Annotated in this window: 18 protein-coding genes and 2 pseudogenes; 7 read left to right on the forward strand and 13 right to left on the reverse strand. The window is 41.2% G+C overall.

Translation table 11 applies throughout. The features are described from left to right. Both FY557_RS05055 and FY557_RS05060 read left to right on the forward strand, forming a co-directional pair. Positions 1 to 78 (forward strand): annotated as a pseudogene (locus FY557_RS05055) (DUF4861 family protein); the annotation flags it as partial. 629 nt (positions 79 to 707) lie between these two features. Continuing rightward, on the forward strand, positions 708 to 1,259 hold the full coding sequence (locus FY557_RS05060) for a DNA-3-methyladenine glycosylase I (RefSeq protein ID WP_149246207.1): 552 nt from the start codon (positions 708 to 710) through the stop codon (positions 1,257 to 1,259). 302 nt (positions 1,260 to 1,561) lie between these two features. On the opposite strand, the gene FY557_RS05065 is transcribed toward FY557_RS05060, so the two are convergent. The 6 genes from FY557_RS05065 to FY557_RS05090 all read right to left on the reverse strand — a co-directional run bounded on the left by FY557_RS05065 (position 1,562) and on the right by FY557_RS05090 (position 6,965). Beyond that, positions 1,562 to 1,936, reverse strand: a complete 375-nt coding sequence (locus FY557_RS05065) for a glyoxalase (protein ID WP_149246208.1) — start codon at positions 1,934 to 1,936, stop codon at positions 1,562 to 1,564. Between the two features lie 25 nt (positions 1,937 to 1,961). Beyond that, positions 1,962 to 2,303 (reverse strand): hypothetical protein, encoded by a 342-nt coding sequence (locus tag FY557_RS05070; RefSeq protein ID WP_149246209.1) that lies wholly within the window; start codon positions 2,301 to 2,303, stop codon positions 1,962 to 1,964. Positions 2,304 to 2,307: 4 nt separating this feature from the next. Next, the gene (locus FY557_RS05075) at positions 2,308 to 2,808 is read right to left on the reverse strand and encodes a DUF2199 domain-containing protein (protein ID WP_185151655.1); all 501 of its coding nucleotides are present in this window, start codon (positions 2,806 to 2,808) and stop codon (positions 2,308 to 2,310) included. Next, a complete protein-coding gene (locus tag FY557_RS05080) occupies positions 2,805 to 4,277 on the reverse strand; it encodes a T9SS type A sorting domain-containing protein (protein WP_149246210.1) in 1,473 nt (490 codons plus the stop codon). Before FY557_RS05080 ends, FY557_RS05075 begins: the two co-directional genes overlap by 4 nt. A gap of 75 nt (positions 4,278 to 4,352) precedes the next feature. Beyond that, complete coding sequence (locus FY557_RS05085) at positions 4,353 to 5,939, reverse strand: patatin-like phospholipase family protein (RefSeq protein WP_149246211.1); 1,587 nt, start codon at positions 5,937 to 5,939, stop codon at positions 4,353 to 4,355. 126 nt (positions 5,940 to 6,065) lie between these two features. Beyond that, positions 6,066 to 6,965 (reverse strand): CorA family divalent cation transporter, encoded by a 900-nt coding sequence (locus FY557_RS05090; protein WP_149246212.1) that lies wholly within the window; start codon positions 6,963 to 6,965, stop codon positions 6,066 to 6,068. Between the two features lie 73 nt (positions 6,966 to 7,038). Here FY557_RS05090 and FY557_RS05095 point away from each other — a divergent pair, with 73 nt between their 5' ends. Continuing rightward, positions 7,039 to 8,061, forward strand: coding sequence for a 3-oxoacyl-ACP synthase III family protein (locus tag FY557_RS05095; RefSeq protein WP_149246213.1), 1,023 nt, complete (start codon positions 7,039 to 7,041; stop codon positions 8,059 to 8,061). A 71-nt stretch (positions 8,062 to 8,132) separates the two neighbouring features. Here the strand turns inward: FY557_RS05095 and FY557_RS05100 are convergent, their stop codons facing one another. After that, the gene (locus FY557_RS05100; RefSeq protein WP_149246214.1) at positions 8,133 to 8,465 is read right to left on the reverse strand and encodes a helix-turn-helix domain-containing protein; all 333 of its coding nucleotides are present in this window, start codon (positions 8,463 to 8,465) and stop codon (positions 8,133 to 8,135) included. Positions 8,466 to 8,576: 111 nt separating this feature from the next. On the opposite strand from FY557_RS05100, the pseudogene FY557_RS20575 reads away from it, so the two are divergent. Then, positions 8,577 to 8,870: pseudogene (locus FY557_RS20575) on the forward strand (GLPGLI family protein); the annotation flags it as partial. A 58-nt stretch (positions 8,871 to 8,928) separates the two neighbouring features. Here FY557_RS20575 and FY557_RS05110 read toward each other — a convergent pair. From FY557_RS05110 to FY557_RS05140, 6 genes are all read right to left on the reverse strand, one after another. Then, the gene (locus FY557_RS05110) at positions 8,929 to 10,098 is read right to left on the reverse strand and encodes a thioredoxin family protein (protein ID WP_149246215.1); all 1,170 of its coding nucleotides are present in this window, start codon (positions 10,096 to 10,098) and stop codon (positions 8,929 to 8,931) included. A 198-nt stretch (positions 10,099 to 10,296) separates the two neighbouring features. Then, the gene (locus FY557_RS05115) at positions 10,297 to 10,500 is read right to left on the reverse strand and encodes a hypothetical protein (protein WP_149246216.1); all 204 of its coding nucleotides are present in this window, start codon (positions 10,498 to 10,500) and stop codon (positions 10,297 to 10,299) included. A gap of 407 nt (positions 10,501 to 10,907) precedes the next feature. Then, on the reverse strand, positions 10,908 to 11,126 hold the full coding sequence (locus FY557_RS05120; protein WP_149246217.1) for a cytochrome C551: 219 nt from the start codon (positions 11,124 to 11,126) through the stop codon (positions 10,908 to 10,910). A 139-nt stretch (positions 11,127 to 11,265) separates the two neighbouring features. Next, positions 11,266 to 12,891: an L-glutamate gamma-semialdehyde dehydrogenase gene (gene pruA / locus FY557_RS05125; protein WP_149246218.1), complete on the reverse strand. Its 1,626-nt coding sequence runs from the start codon at positions 12,889 to 12,891 to the stop codon at positions 11,266 to 11,268. A 336-nt stretch (positions 12,892 to 13,227) separates the two neighbouring features. Then, a complete protein-coding gene (locus FY557_RS05130) occupies positions 13,228 to 14,331 on the reverse strand; it encodes a DNA topoisomerase IB (RefSeq protein WP_149246219.1) in 1,104 nt (367 codons plus the stop codon). A 208-nt stretch (positions 14,332 to 14,539) separates the two neighbouring features. Beyond that, complete coding sequence (locus FY557_RS05140; protein WP_149246221.1) at positions 14,540 to 14,977, reverse strand: DUF6526 family protein; 438 nt, start codon at positions 14,975 to 14,977, stop codon at positions 14,540 to 14,542. 674 nt (positions 14,978 to 15,651) lie between these two features. Between FY557_RS05140 and FY557_RS20295 the strand changes: the two genes are divergently transcribed. The 3 genes from FY557_RS20295 to FY557_RS05150 all read left to right on the forward strand — a co-directional run bounded on the left by FY557_RS20295 (position 15,652) and on the right by FY557_RS05150 (position 18,467). After that, the gene (locus FY557_RS20295) at positions 15,652 to 15,972 is read left to right on the forward strand and encodes a hypothetical protein (RefSeq protein ID WP_228451709.1); all 321 of its coding nucleotides are present in this window, start codon (positions 15,652 to 15,654) and stop codon (positions 15,970 to 15,972) included. A 238-nt stretch (positions 15,973 to 16,210) separates the two neighbouring features. Next, a complete protein-coding gene (locus FY557_RS20300; protein ID WP_228451710.1) occupies positions 16,211 to 16,462 on the forward strand; it encodes a hypothetical protein in 252 nt (83 codons plus the stop codon). Positions 16,463 to 16,697: 235 nt separating this feature from the next. Next, the gene (locus FY557_RS05150; protein WP_149246222.1) at positions 16,698 to 18,467 is read left to right on the forward strand and encodes an aminopeptidase P family protein; all 1,770 of its coding nucleotides are present in this window, start codon (positions 16,698 to 16,700) and stop codon (positions 18,465 to 18,467) included. Positions 18,468 to 19,154: the final 687 nt, after the last annotated feature.

Consider the following 19,154-nt stretch of genomic DNA (forward strand, 5'->3'; position numbering starts at 1 on the left):
ACCTATATCCGTTATGAAGGAATCGGCTTGGAAAACAACAGGATCGGCTACCGGCTGTATCTCGACTGGCGAAACGCGTAGGTGATAGCATAATGTACTTTAACTGCTACATTTTTTCAAAAGACGATTCTTTAAAAGTCGGAAAAGTCAAAAATTGGAATAATAGTATAATAAATCACTGGATATTAAGAAAATAATCTAGTATATACTTTTCTTATTTGCTGAAATTATTAAAATGAGAATCATTTACAAGTAAATCAAGATATTTTATTTTGATTTGTAGGAACGATTATTGTTATTAAGATCTATTTGCACATAAAATGTTTGGAGAATCTTGGGCCGATAACGGCGATCGTTTTTGGACGTGCTTATGATCTTTTACTTAAGATGCTGCCGGGATAGATCACAGCTGGCGGTAGTTGGTCTAACAACTTGGAAAACGCAAAATGTTTAGAAAATTATGGGTTAAAGTTAATTTGAAGAGAAAAAAATAAATTTCTAAAGCAATTGGTTTATAAAAAATGATTTTCCTTTTTACTGAAGCTAATTAATAAAAACAGCAGGAAAGTATTTCATGGTTGAGCTGAATCTAAATTTCAGATGAAAATAATGTTTTTCAGTAAATAGGCAGAAATTCTTTCTGTAAAATTTCCTACTGCCATACCCTTGTCATCATCTGTCTTATCTTTGCACTATAAATAACCATTATGAGCTATTGCACCGTTATTGAAACCCTGCAGCCCGAAAGCAGAAGGGCACTTCACCAAAATTATCACGACAATTATTACGGTTTTCCGATTCATGACGACAACGAACTTTTCGGAAGGCTAGTGATGGAAATCAACCAGGCAGGTCTGAGTTGGGAAACCATTCTGAAAAAGGAAGAAGGGTTCAGAAAAGCATATGACAATTTTGAGATCGAAAAAGTTGCAGCGTATACCGAAGCTGACCGTGAAAGGCTGCTTGTTGATCCCGGAATTATCAGGAACAGATTAAAGATCAATGCAGCCATCGAAAATGCAAAAACCATTATCGGGTTACAGAAGGAATTCGGTTCGTTCGAGAAATGGCTGGACCATCACCATCCGAAAACACTGCCGGAATGGATGAAGCTTTTTAAGAAAACCTTTAAATTCACCGGCGGGGAAATCGTCAACGAGTTCCTGATGAGCACGGGCTACCTGAAAGGCTGCCATTCGGAAAGCTGTCCGGTGTACCAGAAAGTGCTGGAACAGAATCCGAAATGGCTGGAAGGATGATAAGCAGAAAGAGGGAAGCTGGGTGCTGGAAGTTTTTAGTAAACAGTAAGAATAATTAATGTGGGTCTGATGTAACATAGAATTAATTATTTGATATTCAATGTATTGTGATTGTCAACAGCGTCAGGCTTTAGCCCGATGTGAAAATTGCAATTCCAAATCGGCTTTAACCGAAATTTTACCAAAGTTTTGGCTAAAAACAATCTTTCTTCTAAATTATTAAAATGGGCTCCCTTCCCTTCGTCAAGCTCAGGATAATATTGCCAATTCATATTGATATTTGAACATTATATTTACAATATTTAAATTAATCCTGATTGGCTTTTAATCCTTTCCGTCAGCATCGAAATAATCCTTTTATTAAATGATTTGGTGTCGGAAAGATAGAACTTCATTTCTTCCGGAGTCAGCATGCCGATGGTCATTCCGATAAAGATATTACGGAGGGCATTATCTTTCTGCAGGCTCTGATCAATAAAATTTATTTTCTTTTCCTTTTTCAGCGTCTCAAAATCTGAGGTTTTACGCAGCGCATAATCTTTGAACAGCATCAGATACACTTCATTCTGCAATTTCAGAACAGGACGGAGCGTCTGGTTTTGGAAGATTTCTGTTTCGCTGGTGGTATCGAATAGGGGAAGATCCAATGTTTCCCGTAAATCGGTTTTATTAATCATCAATGGAAGTTTCTTAATTTAAAATTTATTTTTGATGCCAGCTCAATCCGCAGTATCTGCATTGTTTTGCAACAGGGGTTCTTGCCAGCTTGCCGCAGTTCGGGCAGTTGTTGAAAAAGATCTTTTCCGGTGTTTGCGCTACAATACGTTTGGCCACGTCGGTTTCAAATTCCTCATACCCGTTCCGGAGCAAATCATCCGTTTCAGTTGTCTGACGGATCCAGCCTTTTTCTATCATGATTTTCCGTTGCTTTTCATTATCGGAAGATTTATACATATACATCTGATATTTCAAGGCTGCCTTTTCATCATCTGTCATGAGATGGCCGAAATAGCGTATAATATATTTTACGGTTTCTTTGTCCATGAATTTAGTTATTTAAAACAAAATCAATTCGTTTTTCAGCCTCTTTTTTTGAAATTCCCCGGTGGAAATCTTTCACAAAGGGATGATCATGGCTTTTATGAGGGTAGATGAAAGGTCTTCCTAGTTTATTATCGATAAAGACGTCGGTAGGAATAGAATTGCTGAAATCGTAGTCCGGAAGGTAGCTCGCCAGCCATCCAAAACATCCGCCTTCAAATTCTTTGTCGTCATAATGTTTCACGTAATTCTCAGAACTTTTTTCGCTTAGAGAAACCCAGACCCCATATTCAAGATCCTGGCAGTCGTCATGTACTTCCTGCACCAGAACACCCCTGATAAAATAACAGGTTTCATCCGAATACCGAATAATGCAAAGATCGGACGTTAATTCGGAATTCTTTATTTCATCTTCAGATAAACCGGAATAGGGATATGGTGCAGAATAGGCTATTGCAGGCCAGTCTTCTTTTTCTTCGCCACAGCATGGGCAGGTGTATTTTATCATTGTTTTTTAACGATTCTGGAACTCAGAATTTGTTTGTTTTTTGAAATAACCCGTATCTGATAGACTCCAGGTATCAATGATTCCAGATTCATATCAAGTTCCTGTCTCTCTGAAAAATACTCGGCATACACTTTTTTTCCGGAGCTATCGTAAACCTCTGCTGTAAGGATTTCATATTTCTTATCGAGAAGTATTGAAATATTTTTAATAAATGGATTAGGATAGATTTTATAGGAGTAAACTACTTCTGATTCCTGTGTTGCCAGATTGGAAAGATCATTAAAGAAATACACTGCTCCTGCGCTTGTACTGATATTATTGCCTGCGGAATCAAAATCATGATCTGGTGCCCCGACAACAACGTTGTTATTGTTAACGCTTAATCCGTAACCGAAACCGTCATAAGGATGGGAATCATTATTAAAGATCTTTTGTTTTTGCACCCAGATATTATTTTCAAGTCTATATAAAAATACGGCACCTCCATTCGTAATTTCGTTGGTAGCACCCGGTGCATTGATTGCCAGTAGATTATTATCTATAGATATTCGTGATCCGAAATAAGTAGCCCCATTGTTAATGGTTTGTACATAATTATATTGTCCTGTTGCCTGCTCAAGCTTATAAACAGCGACAAATCTATTTATGCTGTTGGCTGCTGTTATAAAAAGATAATCCCCGTTGGCATGGGTGGTAAATCCGAATTGATTTGAACCTGTAACCGGGGAATTGATCGTCTGGTTAAGTTCCCAGGTATTTGAAGAGATGTTCTTCTTATAGATCGTAACCTGACCCGTATCAGACGTTCCGTTAACCACTTGATTTGAAGAGCCTATAAAAATTCTGTTGTTGTAAACATACGGATTTGAATTATATATCGATGGAAAATTCTGCTTAAAATCAAACATCTGGCTGCTGCTGTTATATTCATAAATAGTAAAGCCCTTTCCTTCTGTACCTACGGCAAGAGTATTGGAATCCGCTCCGAGCCGGTATCCGAAATGAGTATAAGCAGCAGCAACGGCAGGCATAAGCTTTTGGACCTGAATCCAGTCTCCGTTGTTGTTTTTACTGAAAAAATAAACAGCACCTACTGCGAAGCTTGTGCCGGATCTTTTTTCAGCAGCTCCTATAAACAATTTATTGTCATCTCCTAAGGCAAATGCTTTTCCAAATTCATCACTGCTGCTGCGGTCGCTGGCAACCAGCTTGGTTTTCTTTACCCAAGAATTATTTTGCCATTCAAATACATAAAAGCTTCCGGCTTTAAATAAACTATTTTGGTCATTCGAATCATAATAATTTCCGTGTAATGAACTATATAAGAAATTATTTTTCAGCAGCAGATCGAACCCGAAAGAGTCTCCACCCTGTCTTATAACAGGAGTTAATTTACTGGTTTGAGTGAAATTTTGGGCAGAAAGATTTATGATAAAAAATAAAGAGGAGATAATATAAAACTTTTTCATTGAATTTTTTTGACAGGGTTAAAAATTTTTACCAAAAATAGGTAATTATTTAATAGTAAAACCTTAACACTGTTTTTACCCCACCGTCTTCGTATCCTCCTCCTTCAGAATCTTTTTCTCCTTCATGGAGAGCATCATTCGTTCGCACTTGTATTTTTGCCAGTCGAATTGGTGGAGAAAATCAAGGGCGGCTGAGAACCCGCGGTTGAAAAGTTCTTCCTTTTCGTTTCTCTTCATAAAAAAGTTCAGCCAGCTGCTGGTCCCGCAGTTTACGGTCTGGATGCTGAACAGGTGATAAAACGTATGTTTGGTGAGAAAGGTTTTATCGTTAAAGCCTTTCAGGGTGCTCAGAATGTTACCGGCAAAAGAAAAAGGCGATTTTAAAATCTCTTCGCTTGTTTTTCCTTTTTCCGAAAGGATGTCCGAATCGCTGGTAAGCTGTACCCCGAAAAGCGGGGTTCTCGGGTAAAATATATCGGCGGAGTGGAAAAGGTCGATCGGGAAATTGGAAATACTGCCGCCGTCGATAAATACTCCGACGGGATTAATATCTTCAGGCTTTGTGTTCATCCAGAATTTCCAGGCATATTTTACCGAATCGTCGTTCCGGTTGATCGGTTTCCGGAACGGCTCGAAAAAGAAAGGAACCGACATCGAAGCGCGCACGAATTCCGCCGGACTGATGTGTTTGAGCTCTTCTTCGGACCAGTACAGATTGGCCATGGTCGGCAGTTCCACTTTGATCTTGGCATTGATGTCCGTTGTTACCACGATATATTCCGACTGCAGCAGGTAGAAAGGGTCTTTTTTATAATAATCGTTGTTGACAGTCCCTTCATAGAAAATCCGGTACCGGATCTCGTCGATGTGTTCTTTGTTGTTGGTGTAGATTTCCTCAATGCTTTCCACGGCAATATCGTAATACTGCATTTCGTTTCCGTAGCGGTAATTGAGGTTGAGGTTTTTGCCTTTCTGAACAAACTTCTCATTCAGTTCGGCAACGGTTTTGATGCCGAAGCCGTCCAGCACCGCTTCCATCTGGTTGAGGAAGGTGTTTCCCGGATTGAGGCCGGAATTGGCTTTTTTAAGGTCGTTATACAGCTTCAGCAGGCAGGTCATGGCAATGAGGATCGGGACGATCGGAACCAGGAACAGCAGTTTTGCCCGCAGGGTCGTTTCCGAAGAAATGGCGAACGGCATAATGACCAGGATCAGCATGATGACCCCGGCAATGATCGCATTGTTCCGGATGAAATGCTTATTGTTCAGCATCGAATGGATGGTGGTTTTGATGTACGGTTTTCCATCCATAAAATCGGCAAAGTTCCAGTTGAACAGGATATCCCTGATGGTTTCGCTCTTGGCTTCCTCTTTCGTCCGGCACGCGGCGATCAGCATGGTATTGATGGCTCCCGCACTTGTTCCTGCCACTTTCAGAAACCGGATCCCGAAAATTTCCAGGGCGTATAAATACCCTACCAGCGCGCTACCCCAGACCCCGCCTCCTTCCTGAACGAATTCTACATACTGGTTCCCTTCTTCATCCAGCAGGTCCGAAAATTCCTTGGCCGAAATAAGATCGTGCAGCGCGGAAAGCTTTTCTTTGGATGCTTTGGAAAGCGTATTGTCTTTAAGGATTTTCTGCAGGGCTTCGGGTTTCATGGTGATTGGTGGTTAAATTATTTTGGGTTCAACGAAGATATTTAATTCTGCCTTTAATAAAATACCCAGACAAGAATTCTTTCAATCTTTACAGCCGTTTTCATCATAGAGCTAATCAATTTAACATTACCACTGCTTCCTTCTCGCGTAAATAAAGGTACAGATTACGACCAGTGCCATTAATCCTAAGGTGAAAAAATATCCGTTTTTTTGGTGCAGTTCCGGCATATTGTCGAAATTCATCCCATACACCCCGGCGATAAAAGTAATCGGTAAAAAATAAACGGAGTAGACGGCCAGTACTTTCATCACCTGGTTGGCCTTCTGGTCGGAAAGCGCCAGGAACATTCCGATCAGGTTGGTCACCTGGATATTGAGGTGGTCGAAATCCGCAACCACATCTTTATGCTTGTCCTTTAAATCGGAAACTTCGGAATCCTGAAGTCCCAGCAGTTTAAACTTATCGATGGCATCGGTAGAAACCGTCAGCACCCTTGAGTTAAGCCCAGACTTTCTCTTCAGCTTGTACAGCCGCCTGATCTGGTTGGTGTGGTTGGTATTTTTAAGGAAAATCTCATTTTCGATATTGTCCATGGTTTCCAGCAGGCTTACCGATTCGTCGTCAAAACTTTTCATGATCAGCAGGGCAATCCTGAGGGCGATATCCTTGACCGTGGTTTCGGTTGTCAGGGAGGATAACTGCTTTTTGGTTTCGGTAAGGCTCTTGGTCTTCATCCGGTGGATGGTGATGATGGTTTTATCCAGCAGGAAGATCCCGATTTTGGTGCTGATGTCGCTGATGGAGTTGAGGTTTTTCCGTTCCAGTTCGGTGCTTTCCCGCAGCAGGAAAAATTTTACGTCGCCGTCCTCCTCATATTTCGGGAGGTGGTTCGGATCCAGGGTATCTTCCAGGAGAAGATTGTTGATTGCGTATCTTTCGTGTAAAAACGTCAGGTCTTCCGCCGTAGGAGCTTCCACATCCACCCATTCGCATTGGGAGTCCCGGTAAATGGTAACAATTGCCATATGGTAAAAATAATAATATTTTGAAAAACTATGTGTTAAATAAGTTTATCTTTACCAAAATTAAACAAACTACATGATTAAAAGTACAATAAAAGGGATCGGATTCCATGTTCCGGATCACATTGTTACGAACGATGATTTAGCCAAATTAATGACCACCAATGACGAGTGGATTACGGAGCGTACCGGGATTAAGGAAAGAAGACACCGGGAACACCGTAACGATGCGCAGGAAACAACCGCTTATTTAGGATTCAGGGCTTCCGAAAAAGCCATTGCCAATGCAGGACTGACTTCAAAAGATATCGATTATATTATTTTCGCCACCCTTTCACCGGACTATTATTTCCCGGGATGCGGTGTCCTTCTGCAGGATATGCTGGGTTGCGGGACCATTGGGGCACTCGATGTAAGAAACCAGTGTTCGGGTTTTGTTTACGCCATGAGCGTGGCCAATGCATTCATCAAATCGGGAACCTATAAGAATATTCTGGTGGTCGGAGCCGAGGTACACTCTTTCGGGCTGGATTTTTCCGATGAAGGGAGAGGCGTTTCCGTCATTTTCGGGGATGGGGCAGGAGCCATTGTCCTTTCTGCGACCATTAATGATGACGCGGGAGATGTACTGGCGGTGAATATGCATTCCGAAGGAAAATACGCTGATGAACTGTGCACCCAGTTTCCGGGTTCCAAATACGGCTGGAGCGACCGGATGAGAAAAGAACCGGAAAACGTAACCAATAAGGAAGTCTATCCGATCATGAACGGCAACTTTGTTTTCAAACATGCGGTAACGAGATTCCCGGAAACAATGAAGGAAGCCCTGGACAAAGCCGGAAAAACCATTGATGACGTAGATATGTTCATCCCGCACCAGGCAAATTTAAGGATTGCCCAGTACGTACAGCAGAAATTCGGTTTGCCGGACGAAAAGATCTTCAACAACATCCAGAAATACGGAAATACGACGGCAGCCTCCATCCCGATTGCCTTAAGCGAAGCCATAGAGCAAGGGAAGATCAAAAGGGGAGACCTCGTCCTGCTTTCGGCCTTCGGAAGCGGCTTTACCTGGGGAAGCGTCCTTTTTGAATATTAAATAAAAACTTTTTAAAATAGAAATCCGCTGTCTGAAGAGGCAGCGGATTTTTTTATGTTTTTGACGTGACGTTAATCTTTCAAGAGCTTTTCGATCAGCTTGTTCTGCATTTCCATCAGTCGGTTGATCTGGTGTTGATTATTAATAACATTTTCCAATAAATTCTGATCAGTCGTATTGTTCATTGTTGTATCACCAATATTTCCTACAGATGAATTCGTGCTTTTTTCAACGTTATTGTTAACAATCGTATCACCTTCTAAAAAATACTGAGGTTCCACTTTAAAAAAATCGGAAATCTTCTGCATAAAAATGAAGTCCAGTTTTTCGATGGCCCCGTTTTCAATTTTGCTGAGGTGGCTTTGGGATACATCCAGCTGAAAAGCCTGGTCCTCCTGATCAATGTATTACAGTCAGCAATATCAGGCGGTAAGAAAAATATTTAAGCAGGCTGCTATTGCTGCGCAAACTTCAGCAGATGTAGAAATATGTTCTGTTGACTCTTTACAACATGGTATACAAAGCAAATTCCTATTTCTGAAGGACCTTATCGGTTTAAAGGGCTCACAGGTCTGATACTTCAGGTTAATGGCGAGAAAAATTATCACTCTTTCAATGCGATTGGTATTGAGAAAAAAAAGGTTGAAATAAAACCTTTCTCAAAAGGTATTCCTGTTACCGGAGAGCAATACTTAAAAAAGAGGGATGAATTTAAAAATAACCCGTACCCTGAAAGAAAGAATTTTCCAAAGGATAAGAGAGATCAGATGATTAAAGCGTTTAAAAAAGAAGTTCCATTAGAAAGTTAAAAGACCCGATTTAAGAATTAATAAAAAATCCGCAGATTGTTCTGCGGATTTGTCAATTTTATTGTATCGTTAAGCTCTTCAGCAGCTTTTCGGTATCTGCTGAATCTTCGCCGGATTTTTTCGCCAGTGCAATGGATTTTTCTGCCCAAAGCTTTGCGTTTTTCTTGTCGCCTACTTTGTTGTAAAGGTTGGCCAAAGTATCGGTATTGGCATAGTTCTCATTTTTCTTCACCGATTCCTGTGCCCAGGCTACGGCTTTTTCAAGAGACGCTTTATTGGTTACGTTCTCAAAGAAATTCCATGCCAGGGAATTCAGTTCTTCCGAACTCATTGCAGAAGTGTCTTTATTCAGTTCCAGGGTCAGCTTTTCGTATTTGGCAATATCTTTATCCCTCAATGCTCTTCCAGCCTGTGTCTTCTTAAGAATTTTTTCAGCTTCTTCCTTAGACATAAACTTTTGCGCTTCCGTCAGGAAATAATTGTCATTCCAGGATTTGGTATCGGCATTGTATGATTTCTTGAAGAGACCGCTGATCTTAATGCTTTTATCAATAGCCTCATATTTTTCAGGAGTAATGACGTTGGAAATCTGTGCCTTTTTAGCCTGGAATGTTTTATACATCGGGCTGTCGATATTCTGGGCAGCAAACACAAGCATCTGGATATCCTCCTGGTTCAGTTCCGTTTTCGCGTTGAAATAACGTTCCATTACTTTTCCTGAAAATTCAGGGTCGCTGTACATGGTAAGTCCGGCAAGGTTTTTCAGGAATTCAGGATCTTTTTCCCCGTCTTCGAATTTCTGCTTCAGGGCAGTCAGTCTTTTGCTTGGATCTCCCGCATCCTTGGCAAACTGGATAAAGTCGTTTTCTTCTACATATCCCAGAGTCCGGTGTACCAGTTCTCCGTTTCCGTCTACAAAAAGATAGGTAGGGAAGGCCTTCACGTTATATTTTTTGGCAATTTCGATTCCTTCGCCTTTCTCCATGTCGATCTTGGCATTTACAAAATTGGCATTGTAATAATCGCCTACGGTTTTCTGTGGGAATACGTTTTTGGCCATCAGCTTACAAGGTCCGCACCAGGTGGTATAAGCGTCGATAAAGACCAGCTTATTTTCTTTTTTGGCTTTGGCAAGAACCGTAGCAAAGCCGGATTCTTCAAATTTAATTCCCTGTGCGAAAGCAAAAGCTCCGATAAACAGGGCCGAGAATATTGTCAATTTTTTCATAGTACTTTTTATTGGCTACAAATGTAATAATTATGTCGACATATCAGTCTGAATAAGACAAAAATAGTTACAGCCATATTTAGATTAATGAATGCCTTTCAGGTTAAAAGACAAAACCGGTACTTTGAAAATCAATTTGATAGGAGAGCTCAGGGAATTTCTTCAATAAAAAAACCGCAGTAGAGCTGCGGTTCTGTTTTATTTCGTTGTTGCGGTATCCCGTTTCATTGCCGTGCTGTCGGAAGCAGAAGATTCCGAACGGGCGCTGGCCGTGTCGCCCAGGCTGTTTCTCATATATTCCTTGTTGTGGTCGTCCTTAAATTCTTCACGGTTTTCTTTTTTATCCGCGCAGCTGCTTAAAAACAATAAGCCTAAAACAACGCCTATTCCTAATTTTTTCATAGTAAATTCTTTAATGTTTAGTAGTAGATCAAATATAGTGATTAAAAGTAAAAAGTAAAAAGTAAAAAGTAAAAAGTAAAAAGTAAAAAGTAAAAAGTATCTTTATTAAGTCTCTGGAAAGTTACCGGTCGTAAGGTGTTGTACCATAATGTAACTTAAAGCAGCAGTGTAATTATAGGCTGGAAAAGGGATGCCGGATGCTGTAAGCTTTCTTGTGGGTACTATAGCCAATGGTCTTGAATATCAAATGATATTTTTCTCAGCCTGCTAAAAGGATTCTAATTAAATTAGATTGATCAAATTCGCTGTTCACTAACTGAAATAAATAAATTATAACTGCATTTACATTAAAACAAAAATCCCCTGATTTTTCATCTGAGGATTAAATGTTTGGGGTAAGGTAGATCCTATCGCGCAGTAGCGGCAGTATCCATTTTCATTTTCATGCTGTCCGGATTACCCGTGGTCGTCGGTGCCGTCGTCATGGTATCTGTGGTGGCAGGTGCCATGGTTGCAGTATTGTCCACTGCCGCGGAATCCGAATTACTCATTGACGTCGAAGATTCTTTTGTACCGCAGCTGATGGCAAACATTCCGACCGCTGCTATTAACACTAATTTTTTCATAATATTTTGTTTTGGTTGCGTGTTTCCATCAGTTCAATAACCGTTCCGAAAATTCCGTTTGCAATTAAATATCAAAATAAAACCCCGGAACCAAAATTCCGGGGCTTATTATCATTCATCAATGATCATTTATCGTTCATTATCCAAGATATGGATACTTATAATCTTTAGGGGAAACAAAAGTTTCTTTAATCGATCTTACGGAAGTCCATCTCAACAGGTTCATTTTAGAACCGGCTTTGTCATTGGTTCCGGAAGCTCTTCCGCCTCCGAAAGGCTGCTGGCCCACTACGGCTCCTGTCGGTTTGTCGTTGATGTAGAAGTTTCCGGATGCATTTTCCAAAGCTTTGAAGGCTTCGTTGATGGCATAACGATCCTGTGCGAAAACAGAACCCGTTAAGGAATAAGGTGAAGAAGAATCTACCAGTTCAAGGGTTTCCGCCCATTTTGCATCTTCGTATACATATACAGATAAGATCGGTCCGAAGATTTCTTCAACCATGCTTTCGTACTGTGGATTGGTGGTTTCAATAACGGTAGGGTATACGAACCATCCTTTGGAATCATCAGTTTTTCCGCCGATTACTACATTCGCTTCTTCCGATGCATTGGCTCTGTCGATATACCCTTTGCACTTTTCGAAGGAATTTTTATCGATTACCGCATTCACAAAGTTGGACGGATCTTCAGGAGAACCGATTTTAATGGAAGAAACCTGTGTTTCCATTACTTTTTTCACCTCAGCCCAAAGCGACTGTGGGATATAAGCTCTGGACGCTGCCGAACATTTCTGTCCCTGGTATTCAAAAGCACCTCTTACCAAAGCGGTAGCTACTGCTGCTGCATTGGCGGAAGGGTGGGCGATCACAAAGTCTTTTCCTCCGGTTTCCCCAACGATTCTCGGGTAGGTTCTGTAATTATGGATGTTATCTCCGATCATTTTCCACATTCCCTGGAATACTTTTGTAGAACCGGTAAAGTGAAGTCCGGCAAAATCTCTGTGGGCCAGTACTTTTTCAGCTGTTTCCTTCCCATCGGTAAAGATCATGTTGATTACTCCTTTGGGAAGACCTGCTTCCGTAAGAACGTCCATGATTACTTTTGCGGAATAGATCTGCTTATCGGAAGGCTTCCATACCACCACGTTTCCAAGCATGGCCATACAGGCCGGTAAGTTTCCGGAAATTGCCGTAAAGTTGAATGGGGTTACTGCAAAGCAGAATCCTTCCAACGGTCTGTATTCTACACGGTTCCAGATTCCTGCATCCGACACCGGCTGCTCGGAATACATTTCCGTCATAAATTCTACATTGAATCTTAAGAAGTCGATGAATTCGCATGCCGCATCGATTTCTGCCTGATGAACATTCTTAGACTGCCCGATCATCGTTGCTGCATTGATCACATCCCTGTAAGGTCCGGCCAAAAGATCGGCCGCTTTCAGGAAAATCGCAGCACGGTGCTCCCAGCCCAGCTCATTCCATTCTTTTTTGGCAGCCAATGCCGCGTTGATGGCATCATCTACGTGCTGCATTGTCCCTCTATGATAGAATCCGAAATCATGGGAATGATCCTGAGGCGACTGAAGCTGAACTTTGTCTCCTGTCGTTACTTCCTCACCATTGATGATCATTGGGATTTCTACCTTCTCCGCCCACATTTTTTTATATTGGGCGATCAGGCTTTTTACTTCCGGGGTTCCCGGTGCATAAGAATTTACCGGCTCGTTTACCGCGAACGGTACTTGCGAAATTGCTTTTGCCATATTCGTTGTATATTTTTTATTTGCTAAGGATACAAATTTACAACATTTATTTGAGGTCTCCGGCAAAGAGCGTTACGAATGGTGAATAGTAAATGGTCAATCCGCAATGCTTTTCAATTTTTTATGAATCAGGCTTTTTTAACACGGAGTTCGCAAAGTTTCGGTTAAAGGATTATGCATATTTCCCATCCGCAATGGCATGGTAAATAGTGAATTCACTGTGCCTGTCAATGGGGAATGGTGAATTTTCCGCCAGTCGTTAATTAAGTTTTGTCCTAGTAAGACATTAGTACATTTTTGCTTAAAACTGACCATCTGTCATTTACCATTGACCTTCTAAATCTTCTCGTTTTCCAAAATCTTCAGCACCAGCTTTTCCTCATGGGTAAGGCCGGCTTTCCCGTCATTTTCTTCAATTTTCTCGAGTTCGTCGAGGTATTTTTTGATGGTGTTGTTTTCATAAAGGTTGATCACCAAAGGATGAACATAGTATTTACGGCACACGGTGCTGGTATTTCCCAAATGGGAAGCAACCATTTCCAGGGCTTCTTTTACTTTTTTCTTGTATTCCGTATGGGTCCCTGCATAGCCAATTTCTTTAAAAGCAATAAGGGCGCTTACCGTTCCGGACCAGGTTCTGAAATCCTTTGCCGTAAAATCTTCACCGCTGATTTCCTTGATGTACTCATTCACCATTCCTGAATCCACGGTATGACGGTTTCCTTCATCATCGATGTACTGGAAAAGTTCCCTTCCGGGAATATCCTTGCATTTCTGGATCAGTCTGGAAAGCCGCCGGCTTTTGAGGTCGATATCATGCATCACCCCTTTTTTACCTTTGAAGTGAAACGTAATTTTCTGTCCCTTAACCTTTACATGTTTACCTTTCAAGGTTGTCAGTCCGAAAGACCCGTAGAGTTTTTCGTAGGCATTGTTTCCGATACGGATATTGGTTTTCTGCATCAGGCTTACAATCAGCGCAAGGATTTTTCTTTTTTCAAAGTTCCGCAATGCCAGATCTTTTTCCACCTGCAGCCTGATATCGGGCAGTGCATAGCCGAATTGAAGCATCCTGTAAAACTTGGTATGGTTCCGAAGGGCACTCCATAGCGGATGATAGCGGTATTGCTTTCTTTTCTTAACGTCGATTCCGGTTGCCTGGAGATGGCCATTATCCAATGCACAGATCCAGACATTTTCCCAGGCCGGAGGAATTACCAGCTTATTGATGCGGGCAATTTCTTCTTTATCCTTTATTTTTTCGCCGTCTTTGTAATAGGAATATTTTTTACCTGTTTTTTTCCGGGTAATTCCGGCTGTTTCTGCATCGGAGGTATAAATAAGATGTACCGCCTTTGCAGAAGCTACCGGATCTTTCATAATTTTTACAATCTTCGAAGGCTTCAGATGGGTGATAAGGTCTAGGTCTGAATTTTCCATAAGATTTGGTTAAGAGTTTCTACCCCTTGAGAATAGCCATAAGATAAGGGCTATTACGCCGACAACGACAATGATGCCCCACCACATCCCTGCTTTAAAGATTGTTTCTACTGCTTCGCAACTTGTTAACATCAGCAGACAGAATACCGTCATGCTGTATAAGCTCAATTTTTTCATGATAATTTATTTTGGTGTTTATTATTTAAAATTAAATCCGGTGATGGTCGGCCCGCCATTTTTTGATGGATCTTTTGATTTCATCGCCTTTGATGTTTTCGTGAAGTGCTTTATACAACAATTCCTTGAATTCATCATCATAGGCGAATCTCAGAGCAGCAATCTGGTCAAATGTCAATTTGCTTTCTACTTCATCAGACCGAAGCTGGAAAAGCTCAAAATATCTTTGCCTGAATTCCATTCTTACCATCCGGTTCTGTAGCCCAAGTGCGTAATGCTGTCTTACCATAACGGCTAGGTATAAAATCAGAAAAACAACTGCTGAAAATAAAACCCAGAGCAACTCATGCGGTTCATCACTAAAAATCTTATAAATCCCGAAAATCTGCAGCACCATTAATAATGGAAGGTAAATAAAATGATGCGGCGGGTAAAATTTCCTGTGGTTTTTATAATTTTGGCTTTCCATAATCTGTAAGTAAGCAATAACCTTTCCAAAATCTTTTAATTTCTGATCGGAACAGCATTTTGGTCTCAAGAAATGGCAAGTTTAGGCTTTAATTGTCATGCCGGATAATAGGTTATAATAATATCTGAAATTGTGTTTACCTGTACATCGTTATATTTGAGTATCTTAACATTTTAATTAAATACATGTACAAATAACCAACGGGGGATACTGAGTATGTTGACTATTCTGATTTCAGTAGTTTATTGTAGTCAAATACAATTTTACTGATGCATGTATATGCAAGCCAGCCGGTTAAATTTTTTAAAAATCTTTAAAGAATAAATGGTTTGATTATGGACAAAAAATAAAAATATTTCTGATCAGATCTGCAGTTGTTTTAAGCGCAATCCATTTATCTGGCTTATTTTATCTATGACTACTTTAAGTTTGAAGGAATCCGCACAGTTGATAGGTACACGGAGTTTTATAGATTCAAATTTTATGATGACGTTTCTATTTCCCACTTTTTTATTACCGGCCTGTTTCTGTTTTGCTTTCTTGTTTTATTGTTAAGGAATCATGCCAAAAAAGATACAGCGCCGCCAACAAGGTGAAAATTGGTGATTCCGTACTGCTTATTTCCTTTCTCTCACTGACTTTTTTTAAGTTATAGTTTTGGATTAAATGCCAAAATGAGACAGGAGCTTCCTGAAAAAAATTTTAATAAAGACAAGACTTTGCTGAATGTCCTAAATCCGTTTTTGTACACTTATACTTCATATAGTTCGGACAAATTGTTCAATCCGGAAAATATTTTATATCCTGAACCTTACCCGGTGATCGCGGAAAGAGACACCACCTTTTATGATCCCGGTAATCCGGACTATTATTCCGTTGAAACAAATTATTACAGTGTAGATACCTTAACAGCGCCAGGTTCTGATTATAAAAACATAAGCTCTGAAATACTTTCGGAATGGGTGATCTCGGACTTGAACCTAAGGCGGTTATAAAAAGAATTATTTCGAAAAACATATCCGGAGACAGTACGGAATTATATTCAAAGGGATTGAGGTAGATCCGGAGTATGATGAACAGGTTTGTGTCTTTTTAGAAAATAAGATGTTATACAGCCCCCTTTCTAAAGTTTCTCAAACGGCCCAACAGTATCAGAATGCGGTAAGGCGATACAAATTGCTTTATAAATATAATCAGGACTCGCTGCTTCAATCGTTCCAAAATTTCGCTGCTTTGCTCAGAAAATATCATATAGAATCGCAAATCGTTCCCAAGGACCTGAACCATGATGTCTTTTATTACCGTGACCACAGCCGGGAACCCCTCAATGAAATCCGGAATACTTTTGACAGGCCTGAACTGAAAGATAGATTGGTGACTCTTGAACGTTTATATTATAAACCCAACTATCTTCATCCCTCGATCCGGATTATTTTCATGATCGTCGTGCTGAGCGTATGGCTCTTATCTTTCTGCTGTATCTGATCTGGAATTACATGAACACAAAGAAATCTTAGGAGGCCTTCGCAGGATAATGGATATTTGCAATAAAGTAAAAAGACGATCCTCCTTCAATACAGAAACGGCCTAACAAGATGGTATTTATCTGAGCTTCGATCGTGGCGGGCAATATGCTGCAACAAAATCCGATAAAACATCGTTAAACGCTGTCAGATAACCTTTAAATTCGTAACTTCACCTTTTAAAAAATTATAAAAAAATGACTTCAAAGGACAAAGTAGCTGCGCTTCGTGAAGAGATGCAGAAAAATAATGTTGATGCATTTATAGTATATTCCGCAGATCCGCACATGAGCGAATACCTGCCTCAGGAATGGCAGGAAAGGGCTTGGTTGTCAGGATTCCTGGGTTCCGCAGGTTTTGTGGTAATTACCAGAGACAAAGCCGGTTTATGGACGGACGGACGGTATTTTACCCAGGCACCGATTGAGCTGGCCGGATCGGGGATCGATCTGTTCAAGGACGGAATGGAAGGAACGCCGAATTACATCGACTGGATCATTTCCGAAATTCCGGAGAACGGAAAAGTAGCAGTAAATGCGGTGGCCACTTCCCACGCCAACTGGGAACTTCTTACGGAAAAATTAAACGCTAAAAATATTACGCTGGTCGATCTTCCTTTGCTGAAAGAGATCTGGAAAGACCGGGGAGCCCCATCTAAAAATCCGATCTTCGTACATCCTGTGGAAAGAGCAGGGAAATCGGTCATTGATAAAATTGCATCCATCCGCCAGAAAATGGAGGAGCAGTGTGCGACCATCCATATTATTTCGAGCCTGGATGATGTGGCCTGGACATTGAACCTCCGGGGAAGCGACGTTGAGAGCAATCCCGTATTTTTAGGGTATCTGGTGATCACAAAAAACGATGCGAAACTTTTCACGGACCTGGATAAGCTGGATGTGGAATCGAGGCGGCAGATGGATGAAGCGTGGGTAAAAATGATGCCGTACGAAGAGTTCTACAACTGCCTGAAAGCATTCAGCAATGAGAAAGTATTGGTTTCGCCAAACAGCAACCAGTCGATTTTTGAAGCGCTGAAGCCGGATAATGAGTTCATCAAAGCGGCGGTGCCGGGAAATCTGATGAAGGCCCAGAAGAATGAAACGGAGCTGGAAGGTTTCAGAAAAGTGATGGTGCGTGACGGCGTAGCCATGGTGAAATTCCTGTACTGGCTGACGCACAATGCCGGAAAAGAAGCCATGAACGAATATTCCATCGGGGAAAAACTGAGAGGTTTCCGTGCGGAAGGCGAGAATTTTGTAGGCGAGAGCTTCGGAAGTATTGTCGGATACAAGGATAACGGAGCCATTATGCATTACTCCGCGAAAAAAGAAGGCAGCAAAGAAGTGACCGGCGACGCCAGTATTCTGGTCGATTCCGGAGGACAGTATCTTGAAGGAACAACAGATATTACAAGGACACTGGCTTTAGGGGCGGTTTCCGAAGAATTCAAAAGAAACTCAACGCTGGTCCTGCAGGGACTGATCCGTCTGTCGATGGTGAAATTCCCGAAAGGCACACGTGGCGTACAGCTGGATGCCATTGCCCGACTGCCTTTATGGATGGAAGGAAAAGATTACAACCACGGTACCGGCCATGGGGTAGGAAGCTTCATGAATGTGCACGAAGGCCCTCAGAATATCCGGAAAGACATGAATCCGCAGGAGCTGATGGCCGGAATGGTGTGTTCCAACGAACCGGGGTATTACCTGGAGGGAGAATACGGCATCCGTCATGAAAACCTGATTGCGGTAAAAGAATCCGAAACAACAATCCACGGCACTTTCTATGAGTTTGAAACCCTGACGTTCTGTCCGTTCTTCAAAGATACAGTCGTTAAGGAAATCCTATCCGAAGAAGAAGTTACCTGGCTGAATACTTATCACAAAACCTGTGAGGAAAAGCTGGCTCCGTTCCTGGAAGGGGAGGTGAAAGAATGGTTCCTTGAATTGGTGAGCCCGCTTTAGCAGACTGCTAAGGCTGGAAAAGAGGAGCCGGGTGCCGAAAATTTTCGGTTGACATTCTGCTGAATTCGAAACCGGCTTAGAAATCTTAAAATAAATGGTCGTCCTGCAAATCCTGCAGGACGATTTTTTTATCGGGTTACCGTGTTTTTACGGATGGCATTTTAGGGTTTTCCCTGAAGATACCGGAACCGGCTGATCCTATCTTTGTCCCAACAAACATCATTCATATCTTCAATAGTAAATTCAAAGCAGGCAAATCATCTCAGTTCTTGAGGTGATTTTTTTTTCTATTTTATTATAAATATTTGATAATAAATAAATTATAAATTTAATTCCTCCGGTGAGGGGCGCATTGAAAATAAAGTGAATCGTGAATTTTGCTCGAGTCAGTCATCAAATCTGCAAACATCGACCATTGCCTGTTTTGCCTACGGCTGCCTAGCCCGGATAGTAACGGATACCCCGCAGCAGGAGAAGGGGAGCAATGGCTTAAGCCAAGGCCGGGAAAGGCGTGAGGAGTATAAGTGGATAGCCGGAAAAAGCTCCTGAGAAAATGCCGGGTTTATCAATGGTGGAGTCTGTGTTTCAAGTGAATGCTGAATCTTGATGTGTTGAAAATTGAACGTAAAGGTGAATCTTATGTATTAAAAAACTGACAAATAAAGCGGATTGACGATTCACTATTCA

This window comes from Chryseobacterium sp. SN22, from assembly GCF_008329705.1.
Lineage (GTDB): Bacteria > Bacteroidota > Bacteroidia > Flavobacteriales > Weeksellaceae > Chryseobacterium.

Excerpts from the sequence above, each read along its gene's own strand:
- FY557_RS20295 (WP_228451709.1), top strand. The coding sequence starts at position 15,652 with ATGAGACAGGAGCTTCCTGAAAAAAATTTTAATAAAGACAAGACTTTG.
- FY557_RS05150 (WP_149246222.1), top strand. The coding sequence starts at position 16,698 with ATGACTTCAAAGGACAAAGTAGCTGCGCTTCGTGAAGAGATGCAGAAA.
- pruA (WP_149246218.1), bottom strand. The coding sequence starts at position 12,891 with ATGGCAAAAGCAATTTCGCAAGTACCGTTCGCGGTAAACGAGCCGGTA.
- FY557_RS05115 (WP_149246216.1), bottom strand. The coding sequence starts at position 10,500 with ATGAAAAAATTAGGAATAGGCGTTGTTTTAGGCTTATTGTTTTTAAGC.
- FY557_RS05065 (WP_149246208.1), bottom strand. The coding sequence starts at position 1,936 with ATGATTAATAAAACCGATTTACGGGAAACATTGGATCTTCCCCTATTC.
- FY557_RS05060 (WP_149246207.1), top strand. The coding sequence starts at position 708 with ATGAGCTATTGCACCGTTATTGAAACCCTGCAGCCCGAAAGCAGAAGG.
- FY557_RS05070 (WP_149246209.1), bottom strand. The coding sequence starts at position 2,303 with ATGGACAAAGAAACCGTAAAATATATTATACGCTATTTCGGCCATCTC.
- FY557_RS05075 (WP_185151655.1), bottom strand. The coding sequence starts at position 2,808 with ATGATAAAATACACCTGCCCATGCTGTGGCGAAGAAAAAGAAGACTGG.
- FY557_RS05110 (WP_149246215.1), bottom strand. The coding sequence starts at position 10,098 with ATGAAAAAATTGACAATATTCTCGGCCCTGTTTATCGGAGCTTTTGCT.
- FY557_RS05120 (WP_149246217.1), bottom strand. The coding sequence starts at position 11,126 with ATGAAAAAATTAGTGTTAATAGCAGCGGTCGGAATGTTTGCCATCAGC.
- FY557_RS05080 (WP_149246210.1), bottom strand. The coding sequence starts at position 4,277 with ATGAAAAAGTTTTATATTATCTCCTCTTTATTTTTTATCATAAATCTT.
- FY557_RS05095 (WP_149246213.1), top strand. The coding sequence starts at position 7,039 with ATGATTAAAAGTACAATAAAAGGGATCGGATTCCATGTTCCGGATCAC.
- FY557_RS05090 (WP_149246212.1), bottom strand. The coding sequence starts at position 6,965 with ATGGCAATTGTTACCATTTACCGGGACTCCCAATGCGAATGGGTGGAT.
- FY557_RS05130 (WP_149246219.1), bottom strand. The coding sequence starts at position 14,331 with ATGGAAAATTCAGACCTAGACCTTATCACCCATCTGAAGCCTTCGAAG.
- FY557_RS05140 (WP_149246221.1), bottom strand. The coding sequence starts at position 14,977 with ATGGAAAGCCAAAATTATAAAAACCACAGGAAATTTTACCCGCCGCAT.
- FY557_RS05085 (WP_149246211.1), bottom strand. The coding sequence starts at position 5,939 with ATGAAACCCGAAGCCCTGCAGAAAATCCTTAAAGACAATACGCTTTCC.